We start from the raw sequence: 26,653 nt of genomic DNA on the forward strand, positions 1-26,653 counted from the left end.
CGGACCCGCCGCACGGCCGAGATGGTCCAGACCAGTTGGCCTCGGTCATCACGATGACACGGGGGCGGGGGATGCGGAACACCGCCGCCCGGGGACGCCGACCACCCCTCCCCTCCCCGAGAGTCCGCTACTCTCCCATCCACATGTTCGATCGAACATCGATGTGTTAGAAAGGGGCCATGGGTGTAGCCAACCGTCTCGATCTGACCCTGCGGCTCGTGCAGGGCTCCGGGCAGGTTTCTGTGTCTGAACTTTCTCAGCGGCTGGGGGTGTCCGAGATGACCGTGCGGCGGGATCTGGACGCGTTGGAGCGGCAGGGGCTGCTCCGGCGGGTGCACGGTGGGGCGGTCGCCGGGCCGCGCCGGGAGGAGGGGGCGGGGTTCGACGCCCGTGAGGCGTGGCAGGCCGCGACCAAGGACCGGCTCGGCGTGGCGGTGGCCGCGCTGGTGGAGCCCGGCTCGCGCGTGCTGCTGGACGCCGGGACCACCACCGTGCACGTCGCGGAGCACCTGGCCGCCCGGGCCCCGCTCACGGTCGCGGTGCTCAGCCTCCAGGCGGCGGTGTGCCTGGCGGACCGGCCCGGGATCGAGCTGCTCGTCGTGGGAGGCCGCTCCCGGCCCGGCGAGCGCTCCCTGGTGGGCCCGCTGGCCCTGCGCACGCTGGAATCCCTCGTCTTCGACTGCTTCGTGATGTCGATCGGCGGTGTCCACGCCGAGCACGGCTGGTCGGAGTTCTCCCTGGAGGACGCGGCGGTCAAGCGGGCCGGGCTCGCCCAGGCCGCCCGCACGGTCGGGGTGGCCGACGCGACCAAGCTCGGCGTCCGCGCGTTCGGACAGGTCGCCCCGCTCGACGCGGTGGACGCCTTCGTCACCGACGCCGCGGCCGAGGACCCCGCCACCCACCCCGGCGGCCCGGCGACGCTGAAGGCGCTGCGGGACGCGGGCGTCCGAACGGTGCTCGCCCGATGACCGCCGGCATCGACACCCCCGACCGCCGCGGCCGCACCGGCCTGGACCGGCACGGCCGCGATCTGACCGGCAACCCGCAGGTGCGGATCACGGACGTCGAGGTGCTCTCCTGCGACTGGTACGTCCTGCGCAAGACCACCTTCGACTACCGCCACAGCGACGGCCATTGGAGCCGCGAGCAGCGCGAGACGTACGACCGGGGCGACGGCGCGACGATCCTCCTCTACTCCGCCGAGCACCGGACCGTCCTGCTGACACGCCAGTTCCGGCTGCCCGCGTACGTCAACGGGCACCCCGACGGGATGCTCCTGGAGACCGCCGCCGGACTGCTCGACGGCGACAGCCCCGAGGAGGCCATCCGGCGGGAGGCGGCCGAGGAGACGGGCCACACCGTCGGGACCCCCGAGCCGGTCTTCGCCGTCTATATGAGCCCCGGCTCGGTCACCGAACGGCTGCACTTCTTCGCGGCGCCCTACGGCCCGGCCACCGCCACCGCCGAAGGAGGCGGGGTGGCGGCCGAGGGCGAGGACATCGCCGTGGTGGAACTCCCCTTCGCCAAGGCCCTGGACATGGTCCGCGGCGGGGAGATCGCCGACGCCAAGACCGTCATGCTGCTCCAATGGGCGGCCCTGGACGGCCCGTTCCGGCCTCGGGAGGACCCGCGTCCCGCACCGTGACGCGCCCTACGGCAGCGACCACCAGTCGACCCACAGGTCGGAGTCGTCGGTGACCACGAAGGCGTACGGCCGCTCGGCGGCGTTCGCGTTGTCCTGAACCGTGAGGACCTCGCCGGGGCGCTCGATGACGCGTCCGGGCGGTGTGCCCTGCGCGGCCCAGTTCCACTTGCCGCCGTCCCACCAGTTCACATACAGCTTGGAGTCGTCGCCGATCACGAAGGCGTACGGGCGGGTGAACGCGCTGGGGTCGTCCCGCATCGTGACCACGCCGACGGAGTCGAGGATGAGCCGCCCGCTGGGCGCGCCCTGGTCGCTCCAGTTCCACTTGCCGCCGTCCCACCAGTTGACGTACAGCTTCGAGTCGTAGCCCTGGACGAAGACGTAGGGCCGCTCGACCGCCTGCGGGTTGTCCTGGACGGTGACGACGCCCGCGCCCTTCTTCACCGGCTGCCCGCTGGGCGTTCCCTGGTCGCTCCAGTTCCACTTGCTCCCGTCCCACCAGTTGACCCAGACACGGGAGTCGCCGGTGATGACGAAGGCGTACGGCCGGGTGAAGGCGCTCGGGTTGTCGCGCATGGTGGTGACGCCGAGCGGACGCGAGATGACGCGGCTCGGCGGGGTGCCCTGGTCGCTCCAGTTCCACGCCTTGCCGTCCCACCAGTTGACCCAGAGGCGGAAGTCGTCGGTGAGGAAGAAGACGTACGGGCGCTGCGGCGCGTTCGGGTTGTCCTGGACGCTGACGACCCCGACGCCCTCACGGACCCGGCGCCCGCCCGGCGCTCCCTGGTCGTTCCAGTTCCACTTGCTGCCGTCCCACCAGTTCACATACAGCTTCGAGTCGTCGCCGATCACGAAGGCGTACGGGCGCTGGGGCGCGTTCGGGTTGTCCTTGACCGTGACGGCGCCGACCTTCTCGATGACGGTGCGCCCGGCCGGCGTCCCCTGGTCGCTCCAGTGCCAGGCCTTGCCGTCCCACCAGTTGACGTGCAGCCGCGAGTCGTAGCCGCGGACGAAGACATACGGCCGCTGGGCGGCCTGTGGGTCGTCCTTCATCGTGACGGCGCCCGCGGTGGCTCGGACACCGACCGCGGCGGTGGGCTTCTGCTGGTCGTTCCACTGCCATGAACCCATCGTGTTCCCCTTCTCCAGCCCCAGGGCCCGGCGCGATGCGCGCAGGTCAGGGCATGCCGAGGTGAGATGTGCTCCAAGGGGTCCGGCGCCGCCGTGGGCGCGCGCCGGGACACAGGGACGGGGTCCGGCCGGAGTCCCGCACAGTTCCGTGGCGGACACTCTGGCACCGCATCCCCTTGCTGTCACCGGCGCGGCCCGGACCCCACCACTCCACGGGCTCGTTCCGGACAGGCCGCCGGACACGCCGGGCCGCCGACCGCGACCCCTCTCACTCTCCACCACAATCAAACAAAAACTTCCAACAAAAGTGTTCAGTTTCTGGCCGTCGAGGCGTAGGTTCCGGTTCGGATCAGTTCGCTCGACGAAGCGGGTACGTATGCAATCTCTGGCCGAAGGGCTCCGGCTCCCCACCAACGGGCTCGACTACACGATTCTGGCGATCTACTTCGTCGTCGTCCTGGGCATCGGCTTCGCCGCCCGCGCGAGTGTGAAGACCAGCCTCGACTTCTTCCTTTCCGGCCGGTCGCTGCCCGCCTGGGTGACCGGGCTCGCCTTCGTCGCCGCCAACCTCGGCGCCACCGAGATCCTCGGGATGGCCGCCACCGGCGCCCAGTACGGCGTGGCGGTCGTGCACTGGTACTGGATCGGCGCCATCCCGGCCATGGTCTTCCTCGGCCTGGTGATGATGCCCTTCTACTACCGCTCGAAGGTCCGGTCCGTGCCGGAGTTCCTGCTCCAGCGGTTCGACGCCTCCGCACACCTGCTCAGCTCCGCGCTGTTCGCCTTCGCCGCGATCCTCATCGCGGGCGTCAACCTCTACGCCCTGTCGATCGTGGTGGAGGCGCTGCTCGGCTGGCCGCAGTGGGTGGCCGTCGTCGTCGCCGGGCTGTTCGTGCTCGCGTACATCACCGTCGGCGGACTCTCCTCGGCGATCTACAACGAAGTGCTCCAGTTCTTCGTGATCCTCGCCGCGCTGATCCCGCTGGTCGTCCTCGGCCTCAAGCGGGTCGGCGGCTGGGGCGCGCTCAGTGACGACCTGGAGTCGGCGCACGGCCACAACTACCTCACCGCCTGGGGAGGCACCGGCATCGGGCAGGGCAACCCGCTCGGCGCCAACTGGCTGACGATCATCCTCGGGCTCGGCTTCGTGCTCTCCTTCGGCTACTGGACCACCAACTTCGCCGAGGTCCAGCGCGCCCTCTCCGCCAAGAACCTCAGCGCGGCCCAGCGCACCCCGCTGATCGCCGCCTTCCCGAAGATGTTCATCGTCTTCCTGGTGATGATCCCGGGGCTGGTCGCCGCCGCCCTGGTGCCGAAGATCGGCACCCCGGGCTCCGACCTGACGTACAACGACGCCATCCCGTATCTGATGCAGGAGCTGCTGCCCAACGGTGTGCTCGGCATCGCCGTCACCGGGCTGCTCGCCGCCTTCATGGCGGGCATGGCGGCCAACGTGTCGTCGTTCAACACCGTCTTCACCTACGACATCTGGTCCAAGTACGTGAAGAAGGACCGGCCGGACGCGTACTACCTGCGCTTCGGGCGGCTGATCACGGCGATCGGCGTGCTGGCCTCGATCGGCACCGCGTTCATCGCGTCCAGCTTCTCCAACATCATGGGATACCTCCAGACGCTGTTCTCCTTCTTCAACGTGCCGATGTTCGTGGTCTTCGTCATCGGGATGTTCTGGAAGCGGGCGTCGATGAAGTCCGGTGTCTGGGGGCTGCTCGCGGGCACCACGGCCGCGATGGTCAACTACTTCTGGATCTACAAGCAGGGCGTCGTCTCCATCCCCACCGACCAGGGCGCCAACTTCGTCTCCGCCATCGTCGGCTTCGCCGCCGGCGCGATCGTCATGGTCGTGGTGACGCTCTTCACCGCCCCCAAGCCCGAGGCCGAGCTGGCCGGTCTGGTGTACGGGACGGCCTCGCCCGGTCTGGAGGAGCCGCCCGCCGAGGGCGACGGCGCCTGGTACCGCAGGCCCGCGCTGCTCGGCTGGGGAGCGGTGGTCCTCGCCGCGGCCTGCTACCTGCCCTACTCGCTCTGATCGGAGGCCCGGACCATGTCTGAACTGCAACGCGAAGTCTCCGAGCTGGAGAAGAAGTCCGCCACGGCGGCCCGGCTCTTCGACATCCGCCGGATTATCGGCGGTCTGTTCACCCTGTACGGAGTGATCGTCACCATAGCCGGGCTCACGGCCTCCGACGCCGATCTGGAGAAGGCCCAGGGCGTCAACATCAACCTCTGGACGGGGCTCGGCATGCTGGCCCTGGGCCTGTTCTTCCTGGCCTGGCTGTGGCTGCGGCCCCTGGCCCCGCCCGCCCCGGAGGACGGCGCGGACCGGCCGGAAGGGGCCTAGGCCGGTCGCGCGGGACCCTCCCGACGGTCCTGCGCGCCCCTCCCCTCCGCTTCTCGATCTTTTTTCCTGCTGCTTCTCGTCACATTTCCCTGTTCGAATCCGTCAGTGAAGTGATCGCGAAAGCCGGCCGGTGCGTTCCGGGGGCATACGCAGAACGAGGAAGTAGGGAAGAACCATGACCACGAGCGCTCTCGCCGAACTGCGTTCACAGGTGCGCGGCCGTGTCCTGCTGACCGGTGACGACGGCTTCGACCAGGCACGACAGCCGTGGAACCTCTCGGTCCAGCAGCCCGTCTCGGCGGTCGTCGAGGCCGCCGACGCCGACGACGTCTCGGCCGTGGTGCGGTACGCGGCGGCCGCCGGGCTCGTCGTCGCCCCCCAGCCCGGCGGCCGGGGCGCCAGCGGTGACGTGGAAGGAGTGATCCTGCTCCGCACGGGCAAGCTGGACGAGCTGCACGTGGACGCCGCCACCCGCACCGCGCGCGTCGGCGCGGGCGTCATGGGCGGGCAGGTCCAGGCCGTGGCCGGGCCGCTCGGCCTGACCGGCCTGCCGGGCAGCTCCCCGCTGGTCAGCGTGGTCGGCTACACGCTCGGTGGCGGGCTCAGCTGGTTCGGGCGCAAGCACGGCTGGGCGGCCGACAGCGTCACCGCCTTCGAGGTGGTCACCGCCGACGGCACCCAGACCCGGGTGACCGCCGACTCCGACGCCGAGCTCTTCTGGGCGCTGCGCGGCGGCAGCGGCGACTACGCCCTGGTCACGGCCATGGAGTACGACCTGCACCCCGCGCCCGCGCTGTTCGGCGGCCGGGTGGTCTGGCACGGCAGCCAGGCGCCCCGCGTCCTGGAGGCCTACCGCAAGATCACCTCGAACGCCCCGGACGAGCTGACCTCGTGGATCAACCTGCTCGAAATCCCGAACGGGCCCTCGCTGGTCACCGTGGACAGCGCCTTCCTGGGCGAGGAGGCCGAGGGCCGGGCGCTGCTCAGCGCGCTCGACGAGATCGAGGGCGCCAACACCGACACCAGGGGCATGCTGCCGGTGGCCGAGCTGGGCGAGATCGCCGGTGAGCCGACCGAGCCCGGGCTCAGCGCGAGCCGCGCCGAGCTGCTCACGGACCTGGACGACAAGGTCGCGGCGGCACTGCTCGCGGAGTCGATCGCCCCGCTCCTCGGTGTGCAGATCCGGCACCTGGGCGGCGCCTTCGCCAGGCCGACGGAGAACCCGCAGGGCCCGCTGACCGAGCCGTACTCACTGGCCATGTTCGGTGTGCCCTTCACGCCCGAGCGCGGGGCCGAGATCGTCGCCCGCCAGCAGTCGCTGATCCAGTCGGTCGCCCCGTACATCAGCGGCCGCAAGCCCTACACCTACCTCTCCCCCGGCGACACCGCCTCGACCGCCTTCAAGCCCGAGGTGCTCGCCAAGCTCCAGCAGGTCAAGCGCGACCGCGACCCGAACGGGGTCTTCCGCAGCAACTTCCCGGTCCTCGGCTGACGGTCCGGAAACGAGAGCGGCGCCCCGCGGCAGTGTTCGCGGGGCGCCGTTCTGCGTCTGCGGACGGTCAGGACAGCTTGCCGTCGTAGTCCGGGAGCTTGAAGGTGCGCTCGGCGTGGCCGCCGACCAGGTCGGTCGTGTGGTTGCCGATGTTGGCGATGATCGTGTAGCCGCGCGCCTCGATCTCGGCCCGCTTCTCCGTCTTGTACGTGCTGACCTCGTGGAACAGGTCCGGCAGATCACGTACGTACAGACCGGTGACCGGGTAGCCGACCGCCTTGAGGTTGTACGAGGTGAGGGACTCGATGATGCCCGGGCGGGCCGTCACGAAGAAGACGGCGACGCCCTGGGCGCTCGCCTCGCGCACCAGGCCGCGGACGGACTGGATGGCCGGGGTCGGGAACGTCCAGAAGTGGTGGAAGTCCGTCTCCAGCGAGCTGTTGTCGATGTCCAGGACGATCGCCGGCTTCTCACCCGCGGGCGAGGCGGCGACGCGCTCCTTCAGGTACGGGCGGGCGGTGTCCACGACGGCCTGGACATCGCGCAGCCAGGTCCCGTAGTCGACACCCTTGAGCCCGGCGATCCCACCGGAAGGGGAGGCCTGGGCCACGACGGAGTGCGGGGCCGCGGCGGGGGCGGCGGCCTGGGAGGCGGTCGGCGCGGCCATGAGGGCGGTCGCCGCGGCGGCCACCGTGACGGCGGTGCGCGTCGTCCAAGCAGTGCGGTGCATGGGGGGTTGGTGCTCCTCTGTCGCGATGGTGGGAGTCCGTGGGAGAGCCACCGGGCCGTGGCGGATCGGCTCGGGCGGCACGGATTGGCATGCGCACGGCCAAGAATGATCAGCCGGTGACGCAATGTCTACTGGTCGGTAGGAAACTTCTCGTTTACGGGTGGTGAATCCACGGAAGTGCCCCACGAACCCACCCCATACGGAAGCCGAGCCGCCGGATCCGCCGGTCCGGGCCCCCTCACGCCCCCCGGGCCGTCACCGCGCGTAGCGAGGAGCTCACGCCATAGAATTCCGCCGCAGCCGGGAATTTGTTTTCCAACCTCAACTGTTGGCATATACATCGAGCCGATCGCGGCCCGATCCCGACGACAGCGCGGACCGACGGGTCCGCCCCCAGCAGCGAGGCACCATGAACCGCATCCAGGAGCAGCCCGCCGACACCGTGGCCCGGCTGCGCGCCACCTTCCGCACCGGCCGCACCAAGCCCGTCGAGTGGCGCACCACGCAGCTGCGACGTCTGCGCGAGATGCTCACCGAGCGCGGAACGGACCTGGTCGAGTCGCTCCACGCCGACCTCGGCAAGAGCCCCACCGAGGTCCACCGCACCGAGATCGGCTTCACCGTCCGGGAGATCGACCACACCCTGGACCACCTCGCGCGGTGGCTGCGCCCCGAACCCGCGCCCGTCCCCGAGCACCTGGGCGGGGCGACGGCCTGGACGCAGTACGACCCGCTGGGCGTCGTCCTGGTCATCGCGCCCTGGAACTATCCGGCGCAGCTGCTGCTCACGCCGATGATCGGCGCGCTGGCGGCCGGGAACGCCGTCGTGGTCAAGCCCAGCGAGCTGGCTCCGGCCACCTCCGCCGTGCTGGCGCGGCTGCTGCCCGAGTATCTGGACCCGGACGCGGTGGCCGTGGTGGAAGGCGGCATCCCGGAGACCACGGCGCTGCTGGCCGAGCGCTTCGACCACATCTTCTACACCGGCAACGGGACCGTCGGCCGTATCGTCATGGCCGCTGCCGTCCAGCACCTCACGCCGGTCACGCTCGAACTGGGCGGCAAGTCCCCGGTGTTCGTCGACCGGGACGCCGACATCGCCACGGTCGCGGCGCGACTGGCCGGGGGCAAGTTCCTCAACGCGGGCCAGACCTGTGTCGCCCCCGACTACGTCCTCACCGACCCGGAGACCGCCCGCGCCCTCGAACCGGCGCTGGCCCAGGCCATCGAGGCCCTGTACGGGGCCGACCCGCAGGCCTCCGCCGAGTACGGCCGCATCGTCAACGAGCGCCACTTCGACCGGCTGAGCGCGCTGCTCGACTCGGGCCGGGTCGTCACCGGCGGCCGGGGCGACCGCGCCACCAAGTACCTCGCGCCGACCGTCCTGGCCGACGTCGACCCCAAGTCGCCGGTGATGCGGGAGGAGATCTTCGGCCCGATCCTGCCCATCGTGGCGGTGGCGGACCTCGACGAGGCGATCGACTTCATCAACGACCGCGACAAGCCGCTGGCCCTGTACGCCTTCACCGAGTCCGACGCCACCCGGGAGCGCCTGGCCGCCGAGACCTCCTCCGGCGGCCTCGGCCTCGGGCTGCCGCTGGCCCATCTCACCGTCTCCGACCTGCCGTTCGGCGGCGTCGGCGAGAGCGGCATGGGCAACTACCACGGCCGCTACTCCATCGAGACGTTCAGCCACCGCAAGGCCGTGCTGGCCGCCGGGTGACGGCCGGCAGGGGGCCGGATCTCCGTCCCGGCCCCCTGCGATCACTGCGCCGGGCCGTAGAGGGCGGCGAGTTCGGCCGCGAGCCGCGCCAGCCGCTCGCGGGCCTGCGGCGGTTCGAGGATCTCCACGCGCGCCCCGAGACCGGCCAGTTGCGCGGCCACGACCTCCGGGGACGGGCCGTCGATCTCCATCTCCAGCCAGCCGTCGTCCCGTCGGCCGCCCAGCCGCAGACGGCCGCCGAACAGCATCGCCAGGACACGCCCGGCCGTGGGCTCGGCCCGTCCCCGTACGGTCGCCCCGCGCATCCGCTCCTCCATCGGGGCGGCCAGCGCGCGCCAGGCCGTGGCCAGGTCGAAGCCGTCCGGCCGCACCACGGGGTCCTCGGTCACCTCGACCGAGGCGACCCGGTCGAGCCGGAAGATACGCAGCCCGGCGCGGCCGGACGCGGCTCCCGTCTTTTCGGCTCCCGCCACACCTTTCTCGGTACCGGCCTCGAACTCCTTCGTACCAGCCTCGAACTCCCCAGTACCGGCCACGAGATACGGGACTCCCGCCTTGGTGACGATGCCCAGCGGGTGGACCGTGCGTATACGGGCCGGGCTGCCGGGGCGGGCGTAACCGAGGCGGATCCGCAGGCCGTCCACCACCGCCCGCTGCAACGCGTCCAGCAAAGACGTGCCCGCCGTGACGGGCAGGCGCGACCAGTCGGTGCCGTCCGTGGCCCCTGCCTTCGAGGCGGCCTCGGCGTCCGCCCGGAGCGTCGCGGGCAGGGCCCGGATCAACTTCCGCAGTGCCGTACGCAGTTCGGGCGAGACCGCCGACGGGCCCGCCACCAGGAACATCGCGCGGATCTCGGTAGCGGTCAGACCGGAGAGGTCGGTGCGGGCGCCGCCGACGAGGGACCAGCCGCCGCCCCGCCCGTGCTGGGAGTACACGGGAATGCCGGCCGCCGCCAGCGCCTCCAGGTCGCGGCGCGCGGTGCGTTCGGACACCTCCAGCTCCGCCGCCACCTCGCGCGCTGTCACACGTCCGCGCGTCTGCAGGAACAGCAGGGTCGCCACCAGTCGATCGGCTCTCATACCGATCATTCTCTTTGGGAAACTGGCCAGGAGATGGCCAGTTTGGCTTTCAGGATGCATACAGATCGAGCGCGAACGGATCAGCGGGCCGACCGAGGCCCGCGTCGCGCACGTCAGCGCCTCAGAGCCATCAGGGAGAGATCATGATCGTGGTGACCGGAGCAACCGGAAACGTCGGGCGACACCTCGTGCAGAACCTCGCCTCCGCCGGTGAGTGGGTGACGGCGGTGTCCCGTCGCGCCCCGGCCGGCGAGATGCCGGGCACCGTGGAGTTCCAGCAGGCCGATCCGGCCCGCCCCGAGACCCTCAAGCCCTCACTCGACGGGGCCGACGCGCTGTACCTCCTCGTCCCCGGCGACGGCGCGGGCCTCGACCCGTACGCCATCCTGGAGACGGCGAGGGCCGCCGGAGTGCGGCGGGTCGTCCTCCAGTCCTCGCAGGCCACCGCGACCCGCCCGGACTCCCCCGCGCACACCCGGCTGCGTACCTTCGAAGGCGCCGTACGGGAGTCGGGCCTGCGGTGGACGGTCCTGCGGCCCAGCGGGTTCGCCTCCAACGCCTATATGTGGGCGGCCTCGATCCGCTCCGGGCGGACGGTGGCGGCACCCTTCGGCGACGTCGGCCTGCCCGTCATCGACCCGGCCGACATCGCCGCGGTCGCCGCCGAGGCCCTGCGCGACGGGAGCCACGCGGGCCGCACGTACGAGCTCACCGGACCGGCCCCGGTCTCACCGCGCGAGCAGGCGCGGGCGATCGGTGAGGCACTGGGGGCGCCGGTGCGGTTCGTCGAGCAGAGCCGGGCCGAGGCGCGGGAACTGCTGCTGCGCTTCATGCCCGCGCCGGTGGTCGACAGCACGCTCGGCATCCTCGGCGAACCCACGCCCGAGGAGCGGCGGGTGAGCCCGGCCGTGGAGCAGATCCTCGGCCGGACACCGCGTACGTTCGCCGACTGGACGGCGGACAACATCGTCGCCTTCAGGTGATGTCCGAGGTGGGCGCGGGTACGCCTGCGGCGGCCCGGTCCCGGCCGGGCACTTCGGCCGCCACCGCGGCGACCCGCACCGCCCACCGCTGCTCGACCTTGGCGAACCGCCAGTACGCCAGGGCCGCCGCCCACACCACGACGAACAGGCCGACGATGATGAAGCCCACGTTGTCCAGGTCGAGGCCGGCGACCCATCCGGTGAACCCGTCCCGCAGATCGAGCTTGTCGTGCAGCACGCCCACCAGCTCGATCGTGCCGATCAGGAACGCCACCGCGATGGAGAGCCCGGTGATGGCGAGGTTGTAGAACACCTTGCGCACCGGGTTCGAGAAGGCCCACTGGTAGGCGAAGTTCATGAACGTGCCGTCGATGGTGTCGAACAGGCTCATCCCCGCTGCGAAGAGCAGCGGCAGACACAGCACGGCATACCAGGGCAGCCCGGCGGCCGCGCCCGAACCGGCCATCACCATCAGGGTGACCTCGGTGGCGGTGTCGAAGCCGAGCCCGAAGAGGAAGCCCAGCGGGTACATCTGACCGGGCCGGGTGATCGACTTGGTGAAGCGGCCCAGGAGGCGGTTCATGAACCCCCGTGAGTCCAGGTGCTGTTCCAGCTCGGCCTCGTCGTACGTCCCCGCGCGCATGGCCCGGAACACCCGCAGGATGCCCACGAGGGCCAGCAGGTTGAGCGCCGCGATGAGGTAGAGGAATGAACCGGAGACTGTGGTTCCGACGACGCCGAGGGTCTGGTGGGTCTCCGAGTCGTCGTTCATCAGGGTGCCCGCGAGCTGCGCGCCCCCGGCGACCAGGGCCGCCATCGCGACCACGACACTGGAGTGTCCGAGGGCGAACCAGAAGCCGACCGACACCGGCCGCTTGCCGTCGGCCATCAGCTTGCGGGTGGTGTTGTCGATCGCGGCGATGTGGTCGGCGTCGAAGGCGTGCCGCATACCGAGGGTGTAGGCGGTGACGCCCAGTCCGAGACCGAACGTCTTCGAGCCGACCTCGTAGTGCTCGGGCACGACGAGCAGGAAGAGTATGCCGAACGCCACGACGTGCAGGGCGGCGATCACCACCAGCAGCCAGGCGGTGCGTACGGTGTCCTCACGCCGCCAGTGGAATGTGGCGGGAGGGGTGGGCAGGGTCATTCGTTCACGCTCCAGCACCTCGTGGATCATTAGCGAGATGCCGTGGCCGGTCTCCTGGCTTCCGGGGTGCGCGCCGTCCCTGCCTTCCCAGCGGCCTCACGGCCACCAGTGGCACAGCGGGACGGGCTACCCGAAGCCGTTCATGGCATGGACGGCAGGGGACCCGATCACAGTGGCGAGGGCCGCTCCGGTCTTGCACCGGTCTTCCCGAACACCACGGCTCGCCAACCGTAGGTGCGACCCGCCTCACCTGCAAGTCTGGCTGTGGGCAGGGGTATTGCAGATCACATTCCGGACGCCTCCGGTTCCCGTCCCTGCTCCTCTTCGTGTTCCTGCGGCAGCCCCTTCAGCCTGCGTACGGGTGACAGCACAAGGGCCACCACCACGGCCGCCGAGCCGGCGGCCGCCACCGTCAGGGCGCCGCGCGGGCCCAGGCTGCCGGACAGGAGTCCGGCCAGGCCCGGTCCGGCCACGTCGGCCGCCGACGAGCTCATACCCCTCTCCACTCCGGCCTCGGCATAGTGCTTGGGGTCGCGGACCAGCGTGGGCACCCGCTACTTCCCCATGGAGCCTCCCGCCCCCCATCTGCGCCTCGACTTCGCCGCCACCGCCGACCACGCCGAACTCGACGAGGGGGCGAGCCGGCTGGGCCGCGTCCTGGCGGAGCGGAGCCGGGCCTGACAGGCCACGAGGCCGGCCCCGCGTTGCGGCTCGCCCGCGGCGCGGCCGCACCACCGGCCCGAGACAGCCCTCGCCCGGGGGCGGGAAGCCCGGGGCTCAGCCCGAGACGATGCTCGCCCCGGGGACGGGGCGGCGCTCAGGTCGAGAGGATTGTTGCCCCGGGGGCGGGGGACGGGGCCGGTCTCGCGGAGCGGCAGGTGCCGGATGCCATCAGGGCGGCCGCGATCTTTTCGGCCGACGCCGCGTCCTCCGCGAGGAACGCCGTCGTCGGGCCCGAGCCCGAGACCAGCGCGGCCAGCGAACCCGCCTCCCTGCCCACCGCCAGCGTGTCCGCGAGGGACGGCCGCAGGGACAGGGCCGCGGCCTGGAGGTCGTTCGACAGCGCCCCCGCCAACGCGAACGCGTCACCCGCGAGCAGCGCGGCGAGCAGCACCGGATCCGCCTCCGGCGCCACCGCGTGCGGCGTCAGACGGTCGAACTCCCGGTACACCGCCGGCGTGGAAAGACCGCCGTCCGCCGCCGCGAACACCCAGTGGAAGGACCCGCCCACCTCAAGCGCGGACAGCTTCTCGCCCCGGCCCGTGCCGAGCGCCGCCCCGCCGACCAGGCTGAACGGGACGTCACTGCCCAGCTCCGCGCAGATGTCGAGCAGCTCGGAACGCGACGCGCCCGTACCCCACAGCGCGTCGCACGCCAGCAGCGCCGCCGCGCCGTCCGCGCTGCCGCCCGCCATACCGCCCGCGACCGGGATGTCCTTGGCGATGTGGAGGTGGACGTCGGGGGCCAGCCCGTACCGCGCGGCAAGGAGCTCGGCCGCGCGGGCCGCCAGGTTCGTACGGTCCAGGGGGACCTTGTCCGCGTCCGGGCCGGAGCAGGTGATCCGCAGCTCGTCGGCGGGCGTCGCGGTGACCTCGTCGTAGAGGCCGACCGCGAGGAAGACGTTGGCGAGGTCGTGGAAGCCGTCGGGGCGGGCCGGGCCCACCGCGAGCTGGACGTTGACCTTGGCGGGGACCCTGACCGTCACCGGCAGCACCGTCCGCACCGGCGGCACCGGCGGCACCGGCGGCACCGTCATCGTTTCGCCTCCGCGATCCGCGCGAACTCCTCCACCGTCAGCGCCTCGCCGCGCGCCTGCGGCGAGATCCCGGCCGCGACCAGCGCCTCCTCGGCGAGCGCGGCCGAGCCGGCCCAGCCGGCCAGGGCGGCCCGCAGGGTCTTGCGGCGCTGGGCGAAGGCCGCGTCCACCACCGCGAAGACCTGCGCCTTGGTGGCGGTGGTCCGCACCGGCTCGGTGCGCCGGACCAGCGAGACCAGACCGGAGTCGACGTTGGGCGCGGGCCAGAAGACATTGCGGCCGATCGACCCGGCGCGCTTGACGTCCGCGTACCAGTTGGCCTTCACCGACGGCACGCCGTACACCTTGTTGCCGGGCTTGGCCGCGAGCCGGTCCGCGACCTCCGCCTGGACCATGACCAGGGTGCGCTCGATGCTCGGGAAGCGGTCCAGCATGTGGAGGAGGACGGGCACGGCGACGTTGTACGGGAGGTTCGCGACCAGCGCGGTCGGGGCGGGGCCCGGAAGTTCCTGGACCAGCATCGCGTCGGAGTGGACCAGCGCGAAGTGGTCCTTCTTGGCGGGCAGCCGGGCCGCGATCGTGGCGGGCAGCGCGCCCGCGAGCACGTCGTCGATCTCTACGGCCGTCACCCGGTCCGCCGCCTCCAGGAGCGCCAGCGTCAGGGAGCCTAGGCCGGGCCCGACCTCCACCACGACGTCGTCGGGCCGTACCTCCGCCGTCCGTACGATCCGGCGGACCGTATTGGCGTCGATGACGAAGTTCTGACCGCGCTGCTTGGTGGGGCGTACGCCCAGCGCTGCGGCCAGTTCACGGATGTCGGCGGGGCCGAGGAGGGCGTCGGGCTCAGTGGTGCTCACCGATACAGCCTACGGCCGCAGTGCGGCCACGGACTCGACCCCCGCTGTACGTAGAGCTTCTTCGCCCGGAACGTCTGCTCGGAGGCGCTGGCGTGCTGCGGGAGGCCGCTGCCGCCGAGCGCGTGCCAGGTCCGGCCGTCGAACTGGTAGAGCCCGCCGTAGTTGCCGGTCGGGTCGACCGCGCCGGGGCGCCCGCCGGACTCGCAGTGGGCGAGCCGGTCCCAGTCGAGGTGGTCGGCGCCGCCCACCGAGCTGGGCAGCGGCTTGGTGCCGACCCGGACGGTCTGGGTGACCGGCCGGCGCACCACGTGCTCGGCGACCTTCTTCGGCTTCTGCCGCACTCCGTTGACGGTCCGCAGCGCGTAGGTGACCTTGCGGAAGCCCTGCTGGCCCGGCCGGTCCACGACCTCGGTCCCGGCGAAGAGCGAGTCGTCCCTGGTCTTCTCGACCTCGTAGGGGATCGGCTCCTCGCGGACCTGGCGGCTGCCGGTGATCCGCATGACGGTGATCGTCTGGCCGTCGCGGGGGAAGGCGGACGGCGGCATGGAGGTGGTGTCCTGGCCCCGCAGCGAGATCCCGGCCTCCTCCAGGGCCTCGGCGACCGTCGCCGCGTTGGTGCGGATCCTGCGCTCGCGGCCGTCGGCGAGGAAGGTGACCTGGCGCTCGGTGCGCACGTCGAGGCCCATTCCGGCGCGGCCGATCGCCGAGGAGCGGGAGGCCGAGAGGTACGCGCCCTCGGCCCGCACCCCGAGCTGGCGCAGGGCCCCGTCCACCGTCTGGGCGGTGGTCCACACCTGGCGGCGCTGGCCGTCGAGGGTGAGCGCCACGGGGCGGCCGTAGCGGACGACCACCTCGTCGCCGCCGGTCAGCGCCTCGTGGCGGCCGGGCGCCACGATGTCGTGGTCCCCGACGCTGACGTGCTGGTCCTCGAGGAGCTCGTCGACGTCGTCCGCGAAGGTGTGCAGGGTGCGCGGGACGCCGTCGACGGTGAGCCGTACGGCCTTGTCGTTGGCGAGGAACGCGGTGGTCCCGCCCGCGAGGAAGGCGACCACCAGGGCCTGCGGAATGATCCGGCGCAGGGCGTCGGGCCCGGCGCCGAACAGCGCCCCGCTCCTGCGGCGCCGCGCGGCGCGCCGCGCCCCGGCCCGCGAGGCCTCCTCCTGGCCGCCGCCCTGCCGCGGCCCCGGCACCTGGCCCGGCTGCGTCTCGTACGTCTCGTACGCGTCGTACGGGGGCGGCTCGGCGGCCGGCGCGTCCTGCGGATACGGCGGCTCGGCCGTTCTGGCCGCCGCGCGGCGGCCGCCGCGTGCGGCACGGTGACTGCCCTGCGAATTGCTCACGGCGCTCCAGAGTTCCGGCCGGTCGTCCCGTCGAGGCCGGGACATTAGCGGAGCACCGGTCACCCTCCAAAGCGATTCGACTACGGAGCGTCGTCACGCTACCCTGCACTCGCCCACTCGGAGCATCCCTGCCGTTATCCGTCAGTAATCGAATGCGCGCGCAGTGTTCTCCGCGATGGCCGCGGCCAGCACATCCTCGTGAATGGACTTCACCGCCGCCATGGCGCGCACCGTAATCGGAATGAGATACGGCGCATTGGGCCGTCCGCGGTACGGCGCCGGTGTGAGGAACGGCGCGTCCGTCTCCACCAGCACCAGTTCGAGGGGGGCGACGGCGAGCGCGTCGCGCAGCGGCTGGGCGTTCTTGAAGGTCATGTTTCCGGCGAAGGACATGAAGTAGCCGGATTCCGCGCAGAGTTCCGCCATTTCCGCGTCACCGGAATAGCAGTGGAAGACCGTGCGCTCCGGGGCGCCCTCTTCCCGCAGGATGCGCAGCACATCCGCGTGCGCCTCGCGATCGTGGATCACCAGCGCCTTGCCGTGCCGCTTGGCGATCTCGATGTGCGCCCGGAAGGACCGCTCCTGGGCGGCCATGCCGTCGGCGCCGGTACGGAAGTAGTCGAGCCCGGTCTCGCCGACGGCCTTGACGTGCGGGAGGGCGGCGAGCCGGTCGATCTCGGCGAGCGCGTCGTCGAGGGCGGCGTCACCGCCGGGCCGCCGCGCCCCCTGGCGCGACCAGCCGTCGGGGTCGCCCAGGACGATCCTGGGCGCCTCGTTGGGGTGCAGGGCGACGGCGGCGTGCACGTTCTCGTACGCCTCGGCCGTGTCCGCCGCCCACTGGGAGCCCTTCAGGTCGCACCCCACCTGGATGACCGTGGTCACGCCGACGGAGGCGGCCTTGGTCAGGGCCTCCTCCACCGTGGTGGACTGCATGTCCAGGTGGGTGTGCGAGTCGGCCACCGCCACACCGAGCGGTTCGGGCAGCGGCGGCGGGGCATCCTTGGCGGCACTCATGGGGCCGATCCTATGAAAGGCCCCCGCCCGTCACTTCTTGTGGTGGTGCTGGAAGGGGTGCAGAAGGTCCGACAGGTGCCAGTGGTGGGTGGAGTCGGGGGCGTCGGAGGGCTCCGCCGTGCGCGGGGTGTCCGGCTCCGGGTCGCCCCCGGACCCCACGGGCCCGGCCGGTGCCTGATGGGTCGAGTGGTGCGCGAGCCACTGCTGCACGCTGGAGACCCGGCCGGCGCGCAGGGTGCGCACGACGTGCCCGCCGCAGTTCATACAGGTGGGCTGGGACAGCGGTGACGGCACCCGTTCCCCGTCGGCCTTGTAGACCACGAACGACTGCCCCTTGCCGTCCACGTGGTGCTCTATCTCGTACGCCTGCTCCCAGCCATACCCACACCTCATGCACGCGAAGGCGTAAGCCTCGTGCGCCGTGGTCTCAGCGATCTCACTCATGTGCCGGCTCCCTTGTCCGCTGGACAAGCTCTTGCGAGCGCTCCTTGCGAGCGGAGGCGGAAAGCGCCCCCGATCCATGGGACGCCTTTCGCCGCCAAAACGCATCAGGGGCTGTCGAGTGTTGGTGCCGATTTGGCCTTTCCTAGGCAAAAGCCCCGGTGCGCGGCCTGCGCTTTACTTTTTACGATAGTCCTTTGCCATCCGCAGGTGCCTGTCGTGCCGCGTTCTTTGCCGCCACGACCGCGTCGAACACCTCGCGTTTGGGCAGGCCCGCGTCGAGAGCCACCGCGGCGATCGCCTCCTTGCGCCGCTCGCCCGCCTCCTCGCGCACCTGCACCCGGCGCACCAGCTCCTCGGCGTCCAGCTCGGCGGGCCCGGCCTCGGCCGCGCCCTCCACCACCACGGTGATCTCGCCGCGCACCCCGTCGGCGGCCCACTCGGCGAGGTCCTTCAGGCTGCCGCGCTTGACCTCCTCGTACGTCTTGGTCAGCTCGCGGCAGACGGCGGCACGGCGCTCGGCGCCGAAGACCTCGGCCATCGCGGCGAGCGTGTCGTCGAGGCGGTGGGGGGCCTCGAAGTAGACGAGGGTGCGGCGCTCGTCCGCGACCTCGCGCAGCCGCCCGAGGCGCTCGCCCGCCTTGCGCGGCAGAAAGCCCTCGAAGCAGAACCGGTCGACGGGCAGCCCGGACAGGGCGAGCGCGGTGAGCACAGCCGAGGGCCCGGGCACGGCCGTGACCTTGATGTCCTTCTCGACGGCGGCCGCCACGAGCCGGTAGCCGGGGTCGGAGACCGACGGCATCCCGGCGTCGGTCACGAGCAGCACGCGCGCGCCGCCCTCCAGCGCCTCGACCAGCTCGGGCGTACGGGCGGACTCATTGCCCTCGAAGTAGGAGACGACCCGCCCCGAGGTGTGGATGCCGAGGGCCCGGGTCAGGCCGCGCAGCCTGCGGGTGTCCTCGGCGGCGACGACGTCGGCCCGCTCCAGCTCTGCGGCGAGGCGCGGCGGCGCGTCCGCGATGTCGCCGATGGGGGTGCCTGCGAGTACGAGTGTTCCGGTCACCCCGCCATCCTCCCAGCCCCGGGGCCGCTCCGGTCGCCAGGACCGGATCGGGCCCGGCCACGGGACTCGCACAGACGCTTTCCCTACGATGGCGCGGTGACCAGTACTGCGCCACAGACCCTTGAGGGCCATGACGCCGGAGATCCGCCGCCCGGCTGGCAGGACCGGCTGCGCCGCTTCGGCTACGCGGCCCGGCCGAGAATCGGCCTGCGCGACCGGCTGGTGCCGCCGTACACCCGGCCGTCCGGGCAGCTCTGGGCGGTCCTGAAGGTCTCCCCGACGACCGCCGAGCGCCTGGTGCGCTGGTCGGCGTGGGGCGGGCCGCTGCTGGTCACGCTGGTCGCGGGCGTGCTGCGGTTCTGGAACCTGGGCAGCCCGAACGCGGTGATATTCGACGAGACGTACTACGCCAAGGACGCCTGGGCGCTGATCAACCGCGGCTACGAGGGCGCCTGGCCGAAGGACGTCGACAAGTCGATCATCAAGGACCCCTCGTCGGTGCCGATCCCCACCGACCCGGGGTACGTGGTGCATCCGCCGGTCGGCAAGTACGTCATCGGCATCGGCGAGAAGTGGTTCGACTTCACCCCGTTCGGCTGGCGCTTCATGATGGCGGTGCTCGGCACGCTCTCGGTGCTGATGCTCTGCCGGATCGGGCGGCGGCTGTTCCGCTCGACGTTCCTGGGCTGTCTGGCGGGCCTGCTGCTCGCGGTGGACGGGCTGCACTTCGTGATGAGCCGCATGGCGCTGCTCGACCTCGTGGTCATGTTCTTCGTGCTCGCGGCCTTCGGCTGTCTGCTGATCGACCGGGACCGGGCGCGGGCCCGGCTCGCCGCGGCGCTCCCGCAGGGCGAGGACGGCGATCTGCGCCCGGACACGGCCGTGGCGCAGAGCCTGCGGCTGGGCTGGCGCCCCTGGCGGATCGCGGCCGGGGTGATGCTGGGGCTTGCCTGCGGCACCAAGTGGAACGGCCTGTACGTCCTGGTGTTCTTCTGTGTGATGGCGGTGCTGTGGGACGCGGGCGCCCGCAGGACGGCGGGCGCGGTGCGGCCGTACCGCGCGGCGCTCAGGAGGGACGTGTTCCCGGCGTTCGTCTCCACGGTCCCGGTGGCCGTGGCGACGTATCTCGCCTCCTGGACCGGCTGGTTCATGACCGACAAGGGCTACTTCCGGGACTGGGCGCACGGCCGCGACGGCCTCTCCCCCGACCACGTCAAGCTGCCGCTGCTCGGCAAGGTGAGCCTGCCGCAGTTCGACATGAGCTGGATGCCGGAGTCGCTGCGCAGCCTGTGGCACTACGAGTCCGAGGTCTACAGCTTCCACGTCAACCTGACGGACACGCACACCTACCAGTCCAACCCGTGGAGCTGGATCGTCCTGGGCCGCCCGGTCTCGTACTTCTACGAGAGCCCCTCCCCCGGCACCGACGGCTGCCCGTCCTCCACCGCCGACAAGTGCGCCCGCGAGGTGATGGCGCTCGGCACTCCGCTGCTGTGGTGGGCGGCCTGCTTCGCGCTCCTGTACGTGCTGTGGCGCTGGGCGTTCCGGCGCGACTGGCGGGCGGGCGCGATCGTCTGCGGCGTCGCGGCGGGCTATCTGCCCTGGTTCCTCTACCAGGAGCGGACGATCTTCTTCTTCTACGCGGTCGTCTTCGTGCCGTTCCTGTGTCTCGCGGTGGCGATGATGATCGGCGCGATCCTCGGGCCACCGGGCTCGGACGAACGGCGCCGGGCGGTGGGCGCGATCGGCGCGGGCGTGCTCGTCCTGCTGATCGTCTGGAACTTCATCTACTTCTGGCCGCTGTACACGGGAACGGCGATTCCGCTGGATTCCTGGCGGAACCGGATGTGGCTGGATACCTGGGTCTAGCTGGAAAAACGGTGGCCCCGGAGCGTCTGCGCTCCGGGGCCACCGTGGTCGTTGTTGGTCCTTGCCGGTCGTCTTGGGCCGCCCTTGGACGGCCCACAGACGGCCCACTGCATCCGGGCTCAGGAGCTGTTGAGGCCCGGTTTGGCGCACCGAGATCGGAGCATGCCTGAAGCGTGACCAGAGAGAGCAGGTCCCACGCCCAGTACGCTGGTACGCACCACTTCAGGATGGAGAGTGCCCCGCGAATGGGACCGAAGACAGCGAAGGTCTACGAGACGATTCGTGCCCGGCTCGCTTCCGGCGAGTACGCCCCCGGCGACAAGATGCCTTCAGAGCGCGCGCTTGTGGAAGAGCTCGGTATCGGTCGCACCGCGCTGCGGCAAGTGCTGGCCCGGCTCGTGTCCGAAGGAGCCTTGGAGGTTCGCGGCCGCAGCTCGTACCGAGTGCCGGGTGGAGTGAGCATTCAAACGCCCGAAGGACTGGAGCCGTGGCAAATCCACGGTGAGCGCAACGTCTATGACAACCAGTGGGTAAAGCTCCAGCTTTGGGACGTGGAGCCTCCAGGCGTGGAGCGTTTCGAGCACCATGTGGTGAAGCTTCAGCGCGTCGCCATCACAGCCGTTGTGGACGACGAAGACCGTGTACTGATGATGTGGCGGTACCGCTTCGTCCCGCAGCAATTCGGATGGGAGCTTCCGGGCGGCATCGTCGATGAGGGCGAGGATGCTGCGGACACGGCACTCCGGGAAGTAGTGGAAGAGACGGGTTGGCGGCCGAAGTCCGTTGAGCACGTCGTGACGTATCAACCCATGATTGGCATGGTCGATTCGCCTCACGAAATCTTCGTGGGCCACGGAGCCGAACAGGTTGGTTCGCCGACGGACCTGGAAGAGGCAGGCCATATCGAGTGGGTACCTCTGGCCGACATTCCGGGGCTGATGGCACGGGGTGAGCTGATGGGCTCTGGCACCCTCGTTGCCCTGCTCCACATCTTGGCGAGCCGTCGACAGGGACTCACAGCCGGGCACTGAGCAGGTCGACACGGCGGCGTTGCCGCACCGAACCGGTGCGGCTCGCCAGCAACCGCGCCTCTCGTAGATGCGTATTCGCGTCGTCGTATTCGGCTCGCGCCAAATGAGCTTGCACCAGGTCAGCGTGAAGCCCTGCCCGCGCGCGTACGAAGGACGGGTCGGCCACCTTCAGGGCGCCGTAAAGGCTGCTCACTGCATCGTCATCTCCGAGCAGGGCAAGAACGTTGCCGCGCCATCGGGCAAGGTGGGAGCTGTTGAGGAAGATGCTCACCATGTCCGGGTCGCGCACTTCGGAACCCGGCGGAATACTGGCCCTGGCCGCATCAAGTGCACGTTGACAGTCGTCAGGCATTCCGGCGTGGGCACACAGCTCCGCTTCGGCTGAATGCAGCCACGCCCAAAGCCGTGGTGATCCTGCCTGGCCGAGAGTGCGTTGGGCATCACGCACCAATTCGACTCCGAGCGACGGCCGACCAGCCTCGCAGAGTACGTACGCTTGCTCTCCCATGGCGTGGGCGAGGTACATAGGAGATTCGGCGTCGCGCGCTGCCCGCTTCGCCAACTCATAGTGCCGCCAGGCTCGTTCAACAGCACCAGAGTCAATTGCTTGCCATGCGGCGAGGGTCGACGCCCCTGCGAGCGCGAGCGCCACGGGTTGGCGCGCACTGGGGAGCACCGCAAAGTTCAGAGCATCTTCAAGGGCTGCCAGGTGGCCGGACATCTGGTCGACGAGACCAGATGCACCCATCTGCCGGTCCATGGTGCGAAGCAGTTCGGTCTGACTGTTGAACGTCTCGACCATGGACACGCTGACGCTGCTTGCCGCATCGATCCTGGTCAACAGGTCGTCGTACCCATCGGCGGTCGGCAGCACGAGCGAGGCCGGACCGCCGCGCAGCTCCGTGTCCGTGACGCCGAAAAGCTGGCGCAGGATCGTGGCGTAACGGTCCGAGATGGTGCGCTTGCCGTTCTCCCACTCGGATACGTACACCCGCAAACTCGCGGTCGACGCGACATCAGTGACGTGCCGTCGGGCGTACTGCTCGATCTCGCGAACCAGTCGCTCCTGGGACCAGCCTCGTGCTGTTCGCGCGACCCGAAGTCCTGTGCTCATGACCACCGCCCGGCGATAGATCCACTCGCTGACCCTCCCAGCATGCCTCACGTCGCCGCAGGTCAACAGGGGTTAACAGGTCGCGAGTTAAGCCCTGTTGGCTACCAACTCACCCTTCAGTCCGGTCTTCTGGAGATGCGCCGCGAAGGGGAATCACAGCTCGATCCGACGAAGCCCCTTGACTCTGGTGCGCACCAGATGCTTACCTACTGGTGCGCACCAGATCGGAGTAGCTTCCGATTCGCAGAGCGCAATGCAGCGCCCGGAGGCCCCGTGAAACGGGCCAAAGGAAGCGTTCGTGGCTTGAGAACTGAACAGCGTGCGGCCCCAGCCACCTGCACACGGGTGGTCGATGGGGTCCGAGGGAGTCCCACCCCACCTCTGCAAGTGGGCGGGCGTGTACGGGTCCTGTCCCGTACGCGGTTCAGTGCAAGTCGCCTCGATGGTCGAAGGCTGGGTTCGACTCCCGGCCGGGGCGCTCCGCGACATCTGACAGTCACCTTCACAGGGAGCAGCTATGGAGCTCAACGAGGTCATTCGCTACACCGCCGATGTTGTCGTCACCACGACCGACGGGCATGTCCTGCTGATCGAACGCGGGTGGGACCCGTTCAAGGGCCAGTGGGCCCTCCCCGGCGGCCACGTCGACCCCGGCGAGACGAGTCGCGCCGCTGCTGCTCGCGAGCTTGCCGAAGAGGCCGGGGTGTACGCGATGGAGGCGGAGCTGGAGCAGGTCGGCACGTTCGATCAGCCCGACCGCGACCCGCGCGGCCGGTACGTCACCGTCGCCTACCACCTGACCGTCATCCCCGGAACGATCGTGGAGGCGGGCGATGACGCGGCGAATGCCCAGTGGTGGCCGCTGGACGCGCTGCCGCCGCTCGCGTTCGACCACGCCGACATTCTCAACGCGGCTGTTGCATCGGCCTCCTGAGCCTGACAACTGTTCCGCTTCACCGCCTCGATGGTCGTAGGCCGGGTTCGACTCCCGGCCGGGGCGCTCCTTCTTCCGCCCGGGGCGGGCGCCGTCTCTCCACAAGCCGCGCCCGCTCCGGTCTCTCCCATCCCTCTGTGATCAGGAGTTTCGTCATGCGTTCGTACATCAATGGCCGTCGGGCCGTGACCAGCAACGACTTCGTCGAACTCGCCCTGGGCACCCCGGTCGAACTGTGGCTGGGTGTGGAGGGCGAGAGCGAGATGGAGCGCGCGGCCCGTCTGGACGCGGCCCGCGACATCCTCGCGGAGAACCCCGGTATGCCGGACGACGCGATCCGGATCGCGGCCTGCGCGATCGAGGACCACGCGGCGGAGCTGTTCAACGTCGTAGCGCTGGCTCGCCCGGTCTCCCGGCGCCGTTCGGCGCGCAAGGAGGCGGCGGCATGACTGCCGGCACCGCGACCGAGCGTCCGGTGATTCCGCCGCTGACGCGCCCGGAACTCGGGCTGGCCGGTGTCGGCGCCGCCGCTGCGGCTGGTGTCGGCTCGCTCGGCTTCCTCGCTTCCTTCGACGCGGTCTCGTCGGCCGCGCTGCGGTGGGGGTTCACCGAGCCGTGGATGCTGCCCGTGGGCATCGACGGGGCTATCCCGGTGTTCACCGTCGCCAACCTTCTGCTGATCCGCATGGACATGGGCTTGGCGTGGGTGCGGTTCGTGCCCTGGCTGCTGACTCTCGTCACGTGCGGGTTGAACGTCGCCGCGGGTGAGGGGATGTGGGCCAAGCTGGCCCACGGCACGATGCCGCTGCTGTGGGTGGTCTTCTCCGAGATCGGCGCGCACATCTACGCCGTCCGCATCGGCGCGGTCACCGGCCGCCGGATGGACAAGATCCGGTGGACGCGGTGGCTGCTGGCCCCGTGGCCGACGTTCACGCTGTGGCGGCGCATGACGCTGTGGGAGATCACCTCCTACGCCGACGCCCTCACCCGCGAACGTGAGCGGCAGTTGGCGCGTGCTGACCTGCGCGAGCAGTACGGCCGCAGGTGGCGTTCGAGGACACCCCGCCGGGCCCGCGTCCTGCTCAGGCTCGGGGACCTCGCCCCCGGAACCGAACCGGTGCCAGAGGATCCGGAGCAGCCCGAGGAGCCGGAGCCCGAAACCTCGGCACCGGCGCCCGCCCCCGCATCCCGCAAGCCGTCCGCGCCGCGCCGCCGCCCGACGAATGCGCCCGCCCGGCGCACGCTCGATGAGCTGACGGCCCAGGCACGGGAGCTGACGGGGTCGTGGTCGGACGCGGATATCAACGCCGAAGCGCTGCGCAAGGGGTTGCGCTGCGGGGCCAAGCAGGCTCGCGAGGTGCGCGACATCCTCACCGCGGAGCGCGCCCACCAGCCGTTGCACGCCGTCGGCACCCCCGCCTCTGACGAGGGCGAGCCGGTCGGGGAGGTGGCGGCATGAACACCCTGTTAGACGTTCTCGCCGCCTCCGCCCCGCTGGCTGCCGGATGGGCCGCGCATGTGCGCTGGCTTGGCCGACGCCTTCACGTCGCCCGACGTGACCCGCTCACCGGGCTGCGTACCCGCGACGCCTTCACCCACCGCGCCACGACCCTGCTGAAGGACCCGCGCGCGGTCGTGGTGCTGGCGGATGTGGACCAGTTCAAGCAGATCAACGACACCCACGGCCATGCCGCAGGGGACATGCTGCTGAAGGCCACCGCCGACCGTCTCACCCGCCACGTGGGCCGCAAGGGGGTCGCCGGTCGGCTCGGAGGCGATGAGTTCGCCGCCGTCCTGATCGACGAGCACGGCGCCGCCGCCGACCTACTCGCCCTCCTGTGCGGCATCCTCGCCCGACCGGTCGACGGCCAGAACCCGAACGTGCACACCACCGTGTCGCTCGGCTGGGTCCGCGCCGCCGACTTCCCAGGCGAAGACCTGTCCGGCCTGCTGCGCCGGGCCGATGAGTCGATGTACGCAGCCAAGCAAGCCCGATCCGGGCTGAAGCGGGCCGGGCTCGGCAGGCTCTTCGCCACGGTCGCCGGACGCCGCTCCGGGCGCCGCGGAACCCGCACCACCCCGCCCACGCTGGAGGTGGCGGCATGACCACACCGAATGCCACTGCGGTGAAATCGTTCAGCTTTGGCGGGGGCGTGCAGTCCATGGCAGCCCTTGTCCTTGCGGCTTCGGGCGAGCTGGACTACCGCACCTTCCTGATGGCGAACGTGGGGGACGACTCCGAACACCCCGGCACCCTCTCCTATCTGCACCAGTACGCCATTCCCTACGCCAAAGTCCACGGCCTTGAGCTGGTTGTGCTGGACCGGGTGATGAAGCGCTCCGGTGAGGTCCGCACGCTCTACCAGGACCTCACCCGCGAGGGCTCCCGGTCACTGAAGATCCCGGTACGGATGTCGAACGGGGCCCCCGGCACCCGTTCGTGCACAGCGCAGTTCAAAATCCAAGTCGTCGGAGACGAACTCAAACGCCGCGGTGCCACGAAGGACGCCCCGGCTACGGTCGGGATCGGCATCAGCCTCGATGAGATAGGCCGGGCGAACAACCGGCGTTGTGAACCGCACGAGGTCATCGAGTACCCGCTGCTGGAACGCGGGATCCGCCGTGTCGACTGCGCCCGCATTATCCGCACCGCGGGCCTGCCGGTACCGCCGAAGTCGTCGTGCTGGTTCTGCCCGTTCCACCGGCCGGAAGCGTGGCACGACATGCGCCGCAACGAACCCGATCTGTTCGAACGCGCCTGCCAGCTCGAAGAACTCCTCAACCGCCGCCGCGACGAACTCGGCAAAGACCACGTCTGGCTGACCCGGTTCAACCGGCCCCTGCGTGCTGCGATCCCGGACGGAGTCGACACGCTGCCGTTCGACGAATTCGACTCCGGCTGTGATTCCGGCTGGTGCATGACCTAACCCACAAGGGCGACCGGTCAG

At 70.7% G+C, this 26,653-nt stretch carries 26 protein-coding genes and 1 riboswitch; of the genes, 14 read left to right on the plus strand and 12 right to left on the minus strand.

The features are described from left to right. The first annotated feature begins 179 nt into the window (after positions 1 to 179). Both A8W25_RS12895 and A8W25_RS12900 read left to right on the plus strand, forming a co-directional pair. Entirely contained in the window at positions 180 to 968 is a 789-nt protein-coding gene (locus tag A8W25_RS12895) for a DeoR/GlpR family DNA-binding transcription regulator (RefSeq protein ID WP_067160007.1), read from the plus strand. Beyond that, positions 965 to 1,645, plus strand: coding sequence for an NUDIX domain-containing protein (locus tag A8W25_RS12900; RefSeq protein WP_067160010.1), 681 nt, complete (start codon positions 965 to 967; stop codon positions 1,643 to 1,645). The genes A8W25_RS12895 and A8W25_RS12900 overlap by 4 nt, the downstream gene beginning before the upstream one ends. A gap of 6 nt (positions 1,646 to 1,651) precedes the next feature. Here the strand turns inward: A8W25_RS12900 and A8W25_RS12905 are convergent, their stop codons facing one another. Beyond that, a complete protein-coding gene (locus A8W25_RS12905; protein WP_067160013.1) occupies positions 1,652 to 2,776 on the minus strand; it encodes a hypothetical protein in 1,125 nt (374 codons plus the stop codon). A gap of 376 nt (positions 2,777 to 3,152) precedes the next feature. Here A8W25_RS12905 and A8W25_RS12910 point away from each other — a divergent pair, with 376 nt between their 5' ends. The 3 genes from A8W25_RS12910 (at position 3,153) to A8W25_RS12920 (ending at position 6,627) form a co-directional block, all read left to right on the plus strand. After that, positions 3,153 to 4,823, plus strand: coding sequence for a sodium:solute symporter family protein (locus A8W25_RS12910; RefSeq protein ID WP_067160016.1), 1,671 nt, complete (start codon positions 3,153 to 3,155; stop codon positions 4,821 to 4,823). A gap of 15 nt (positions 4,824 to 4,838) precedes the next feature. Continuing rightward, entirely contained in the window at positions 4,839 to 5,135 is a 297-nt protein-coding gene (locus A8W25_RS12915) for a hypothetical protein (RefSeq protein WP_067160019.1), read from the plus strand. Between the two features lie 175 nt (positions 5,136 to 5,310). Beyond that, positions 5,311 to 6,627, plus strand: a complete 1,317-nt coding sequence (locus A8W25_RS12920) for an FAD-binding oxidoreductase (protein ID WP_067160022.1) — start codon at positions 5,311 to 5,313, stop codon at positions 6,625 to 6,627. Positions 6,628 to 6,694: 67 nt separating this feature from the next. On the opposite strand, the gene A8W25_RS12925 is transcribed toward A8W25_RS12920, so the two are convergent. Continuing rightward, the gene (locus A8W25_RS12925; protein WP_067160025.1) at positions 6,695 to 7,357 is read right to left on the minus strand and encodes an HAD family acid phosphatase; all 663 of its coding nucleotides are present in this window, start codon (positions 7,355 to 7,357) and stop codon (positions 6,695 to 6,697) included. A 409-nt stretch (positions 7,358 to 7,766) separates the two neighbouring features. Between A8W25_RS12925 and A8W25_RS12930 the strand changes: the two genes are divergently transcribed. Further along, positions 7,767 to 9,077 carry an aldehyde dehydrogenase family protein gene (locus tag A8W25_RS12930; protein WP_067160028.1) on the plus strand — a complete coding sequence of 437 codons (1,311 nt, stop codon included), beginning with the start codon at positions 7,767 to 7,769 and terminating at the stop codon, positions 9,075 to 9,077. Between the two features lie 41 nt (positions 9,078 to 9,118). Here A8W25_RS12930 and A8W25_RS12935 read toward each other — a convergent pair whose 3' ends face one another. Then, positions 9,119 to 10,156: a helix-turn-helix transcriptional regulator gene (locus A8W25_RS12935; RefSeq protein ID WP_067161166.1), complete on the minus strand. Its 1,038-nt coding sequence runs from the start codon at positions 10,154 to 10,156 to the stop codon at positions 9,119 to 9,121. 143 nt (positions 10,157 to 10,299) lie between these two features. On the opposite strand from A8W25_RS12935, the gene A8W25_RS12940 reads away from it, so the two are divergent. Beyond that, positions 10,300 to 11,139 (plus strand): NAD(P)H-binding protein, encoded by an 840-nt coding sequence (locus A8W25_RS12940; protein WP_067160031.1) that lies wholly within the window; start codon positions 10,300 to 10,302, stop codon positions 11,137 to 11,139. Here A8W25_RS12940 and A8W25_RS12945 read toward each other — a convergent pair. From A8W25_RS12945 to rsmI, 8 genes are all read right to left on the minus strand, one after another. Beyond that, entirely contained in the window at positions 11,132 to 12,316 is a 1,185-nt protein-coding gene (locus A8W25_RS12945) for a HoxN/HupN/NixA family nickel/cobalt transporter (protein ID WP_107470664.1), read from the minus strand. The genes A8W25_RS12940 and A8W25_RS12945 overlap by 8 nt on opposite strands. Continuing rightward, positions 12,313 to 12,520: riboswitch (cobalamin riboswitch) on the minus strand. (Overlaps the previous gene by 4 nt.) Before the next feature lie 50 nt (positions 12,521 to 12,570). Beyond that, on the minus strand, positions 12,571 to 12,837 hold the full coding sequence (locus A8W25_RS34350) for a hypothetical protein (RefSeq protein WP_067160034.1): 267 nt from the start codon (positions 12,835 to 12,837) through the stop codon (positions 12,571 to 12,573). A 266-nt stretch (positions 12,838 to 13,103) separates the two neighbouring features. Beyond that, positions 13,104 to 14,042, minus strand: coding sequence for a 4-(cytidine 5'-diphospho)-2-C-methyl-D-erythritol kinase (locus A8W25_RS12955; RefSeq protein ID WP_067160037.1), 939 nt, complete (start codon positions 14,040 to 14,042; stop codon positions 13,104 to 13,106). After that, entirely contained in the window at positions 14,039 to 14,899 is an 861-nt protein-coding gene (gene rsmA, locus A8W25_RS12960; protein ID WP_067160040.1) for a 16S rRNA (adenine(1518)-N(6)/adenine(1519)-N(6))-dimethyltransferase RsmA, read from the minus strand. Before rsmA ends, A8W25_RS12955 begins: the two co-directional genes overlap by 4 nt. After that, positions 14,896 to 16,239 (minus strand): ubiquitin-like domain-containing protein, encoded by a 1,344-nt coding sequence (locus A8W25_RS12965; RefSeq protein WP_420708445.1) that lies wholly within the window; start codon positions 16,237 to 16,239, stop codon positions 14,896 to 14,898. Before A8W25_RS12965 ends, rsmA begins: the two co-directional genes overlap by 4 nt. A gap of 141 nt (positions 16,240 to 16,380) precedes the next feature. Next, positions 16,381 to 17,253 carry a TatD family hydrolase gene (locus A8W25_RS12970; RefSeq protein WP_067160043.1) on the minus strand — a complete coding sequence of 291 codons (873 nt, stop codon included), beginning with the start codon at positions 17,251 to 17,253 and terminating at the stop codon, positions 16,381 to 16,383. 30 nt (positions 17,254 to 17,283) lie between these two features. Beyond that, complete coding sequence (locus tag A8W25_RS12975) at positions 17,284 to 17,697, minus strand: hypothetical protein (RefSeq protein WP_067160046.1); 414 nt, start codon at positions 17,695 to 17,697, stop codon at positions 17,284 to 17,286. Positions 17,698 to 17,878: 181 nt separating this feature from the next. Then, entirely contained in the window at positions 17,879 to 18,757 is an 879-nt protein-coding gene (gene rsmI, locus A8W25_RS12980) for a 16S rRNA (cytidine(1402)-2'-O)-methyltransferase (RefSeq protein WP_067160048.1), read from the minus strand. Positions 18,758 to 18,853: 96 nt separating this feature from the next. Between rsmI and A8W25_RS12985 the strand changes: the two genes are divergently transcribed. Both A8W25_RS12985 and A8W25_RS12990 read left to right on the plus strand, forming a co-directional pair. Then, complete coding sequence (locus A8W25_RS12985) at positions 18,854 to 20,626, plus strand: dolichyl-phosphate-mannose--protein mannosyltransferase (RefSeq protein WP_067160051.1); 1,773 nt, start codon at positions 18,854 to 18,856, stop codon at positions 20,624 to 20,626. A 245-nt stretch (positions 20,627 to 20,871) separates the two neighbouring features. Beyond that, positions 20,872 to 21,657 carry a GntR family transcriptional regulator gene (locus A8W25_RS12990; protein ID WP_079125991.1) on the plus strand — a complete coding sequence of 262 codons (786 nt, stop codon included), beginning with the start codon at positions 20,872 to 20,874 and terminating at the stop codon, positions 21,655 to 21,657. On the opposite strand, the gene A8W25_RS12995 is transcribed toward A8W25_RS12990, so the two are convergent. Next, a complete protein-coding gene (locus A8W25_RS12995; RefSeq protein ID WP_234386415.1) occupies positions 21,641 to 22,771 on the minus strand; it encodes a helix-turn-helix transcriptional regulator in 1,131 nt (376 codons plus the stop codon). The two genes, A8W25_RS12990 and A8W25_RS12995, sit on opposite strands and share 17 nt — an antisense overlap. Before the next feature lie 517 nt (positions 22,772 to 23,288). Between A8W25_RS12995 and A8W25_RS13000 the strand changes: the two genes are divergently transcribed. The 5 genes from A8W25_RS13000 (at position 23,289) to A8W25_RS13020 (ending at position 26,632) form a co-directional block, all read left to right on the plus strand. Then, positions 23,289 to 23,705 carry an NUDIX domain-containing protein gene (locus tag A8W25_RS13000; RefSeq protein WP_067160059.1) on the plus strand — a complete coding sequence of 139 codons (417 nt, stop codon included), beginning with the start codon at positions 23,289 to 23,291 and terminating at the stop codon, positions 23,703 to 23,705. A 155-nt stretch (positions 23,706 to 23,860) separates the two neighbouring features. Next, positions 23,861 to 24,154, plus strand: a complete 294-nt coding sequence (locus A8W25_RS13005; RefSeq protein ID WP_067160062.1) for a hypothetical protein — start codon at positions 23,861 to 23,863, stop codon at positions 24,152 to 24,154. Then, complete coding sequence (locus A8W25_RS13010; RefSeq protein WP_067160065.1) at positions 24,151 to 25,164, plus strand: DUF2637 domain-containing protein; 1,014 nt, start codon at positions 24,151 to 24,153, stop codon at positions 25,162 to 25,164. The genes A8W25_RS13005 and A8W25_RS13010 overlap by 4 nt, the downstream gene beginning before the upstream one ends. Beyond that, the gene (locus tag A8W25_RS13015; RefSeq protein WP_067160068.1) at positions 25,161 to 25,811 is read left to right on the plus strand and encodes a GGDEF domain-containing protein; all 651 of its coding nucleotides are present in this window, start codon (positions 25,161 to 25,163) and stop codon (positions 25,809 to 25,811) included. The genes A8W25_RS13010 and A8W25_RS13015 overlap by 4 nt, the downstream gene beginning before the upstream one ends. Then, the gene (locus A8W25_RS13020) at positions 25,808 to 26,632 is read left to right on the plus strand and encodes a phosphoadenosine phosphosulfate reductase (RefSeq protein WP_107470665.1); all 825 of its coding nucleotides are present in this window, start codon (positions 25,808 to 25,810) and stop codon (positions 26,630 to 26,632) included. The genes A8W25_RS13015 and A8W25_RS13020 overlap by 4 nt, the downstream gene beginning before the upstream one ends. The last annotated feature ends 21 nt before the right edge of the window (positions 26,633 to 26,653 follow it).

It is taken from the genome of Streptomyces sp. ERV7 (genome assembly GCF_001653515.1).
Lineage (GTDB): Bacteria > Actinomycetota > Actinomycetes > Streptomycetales > Streptomycetaceae > Streptomyces.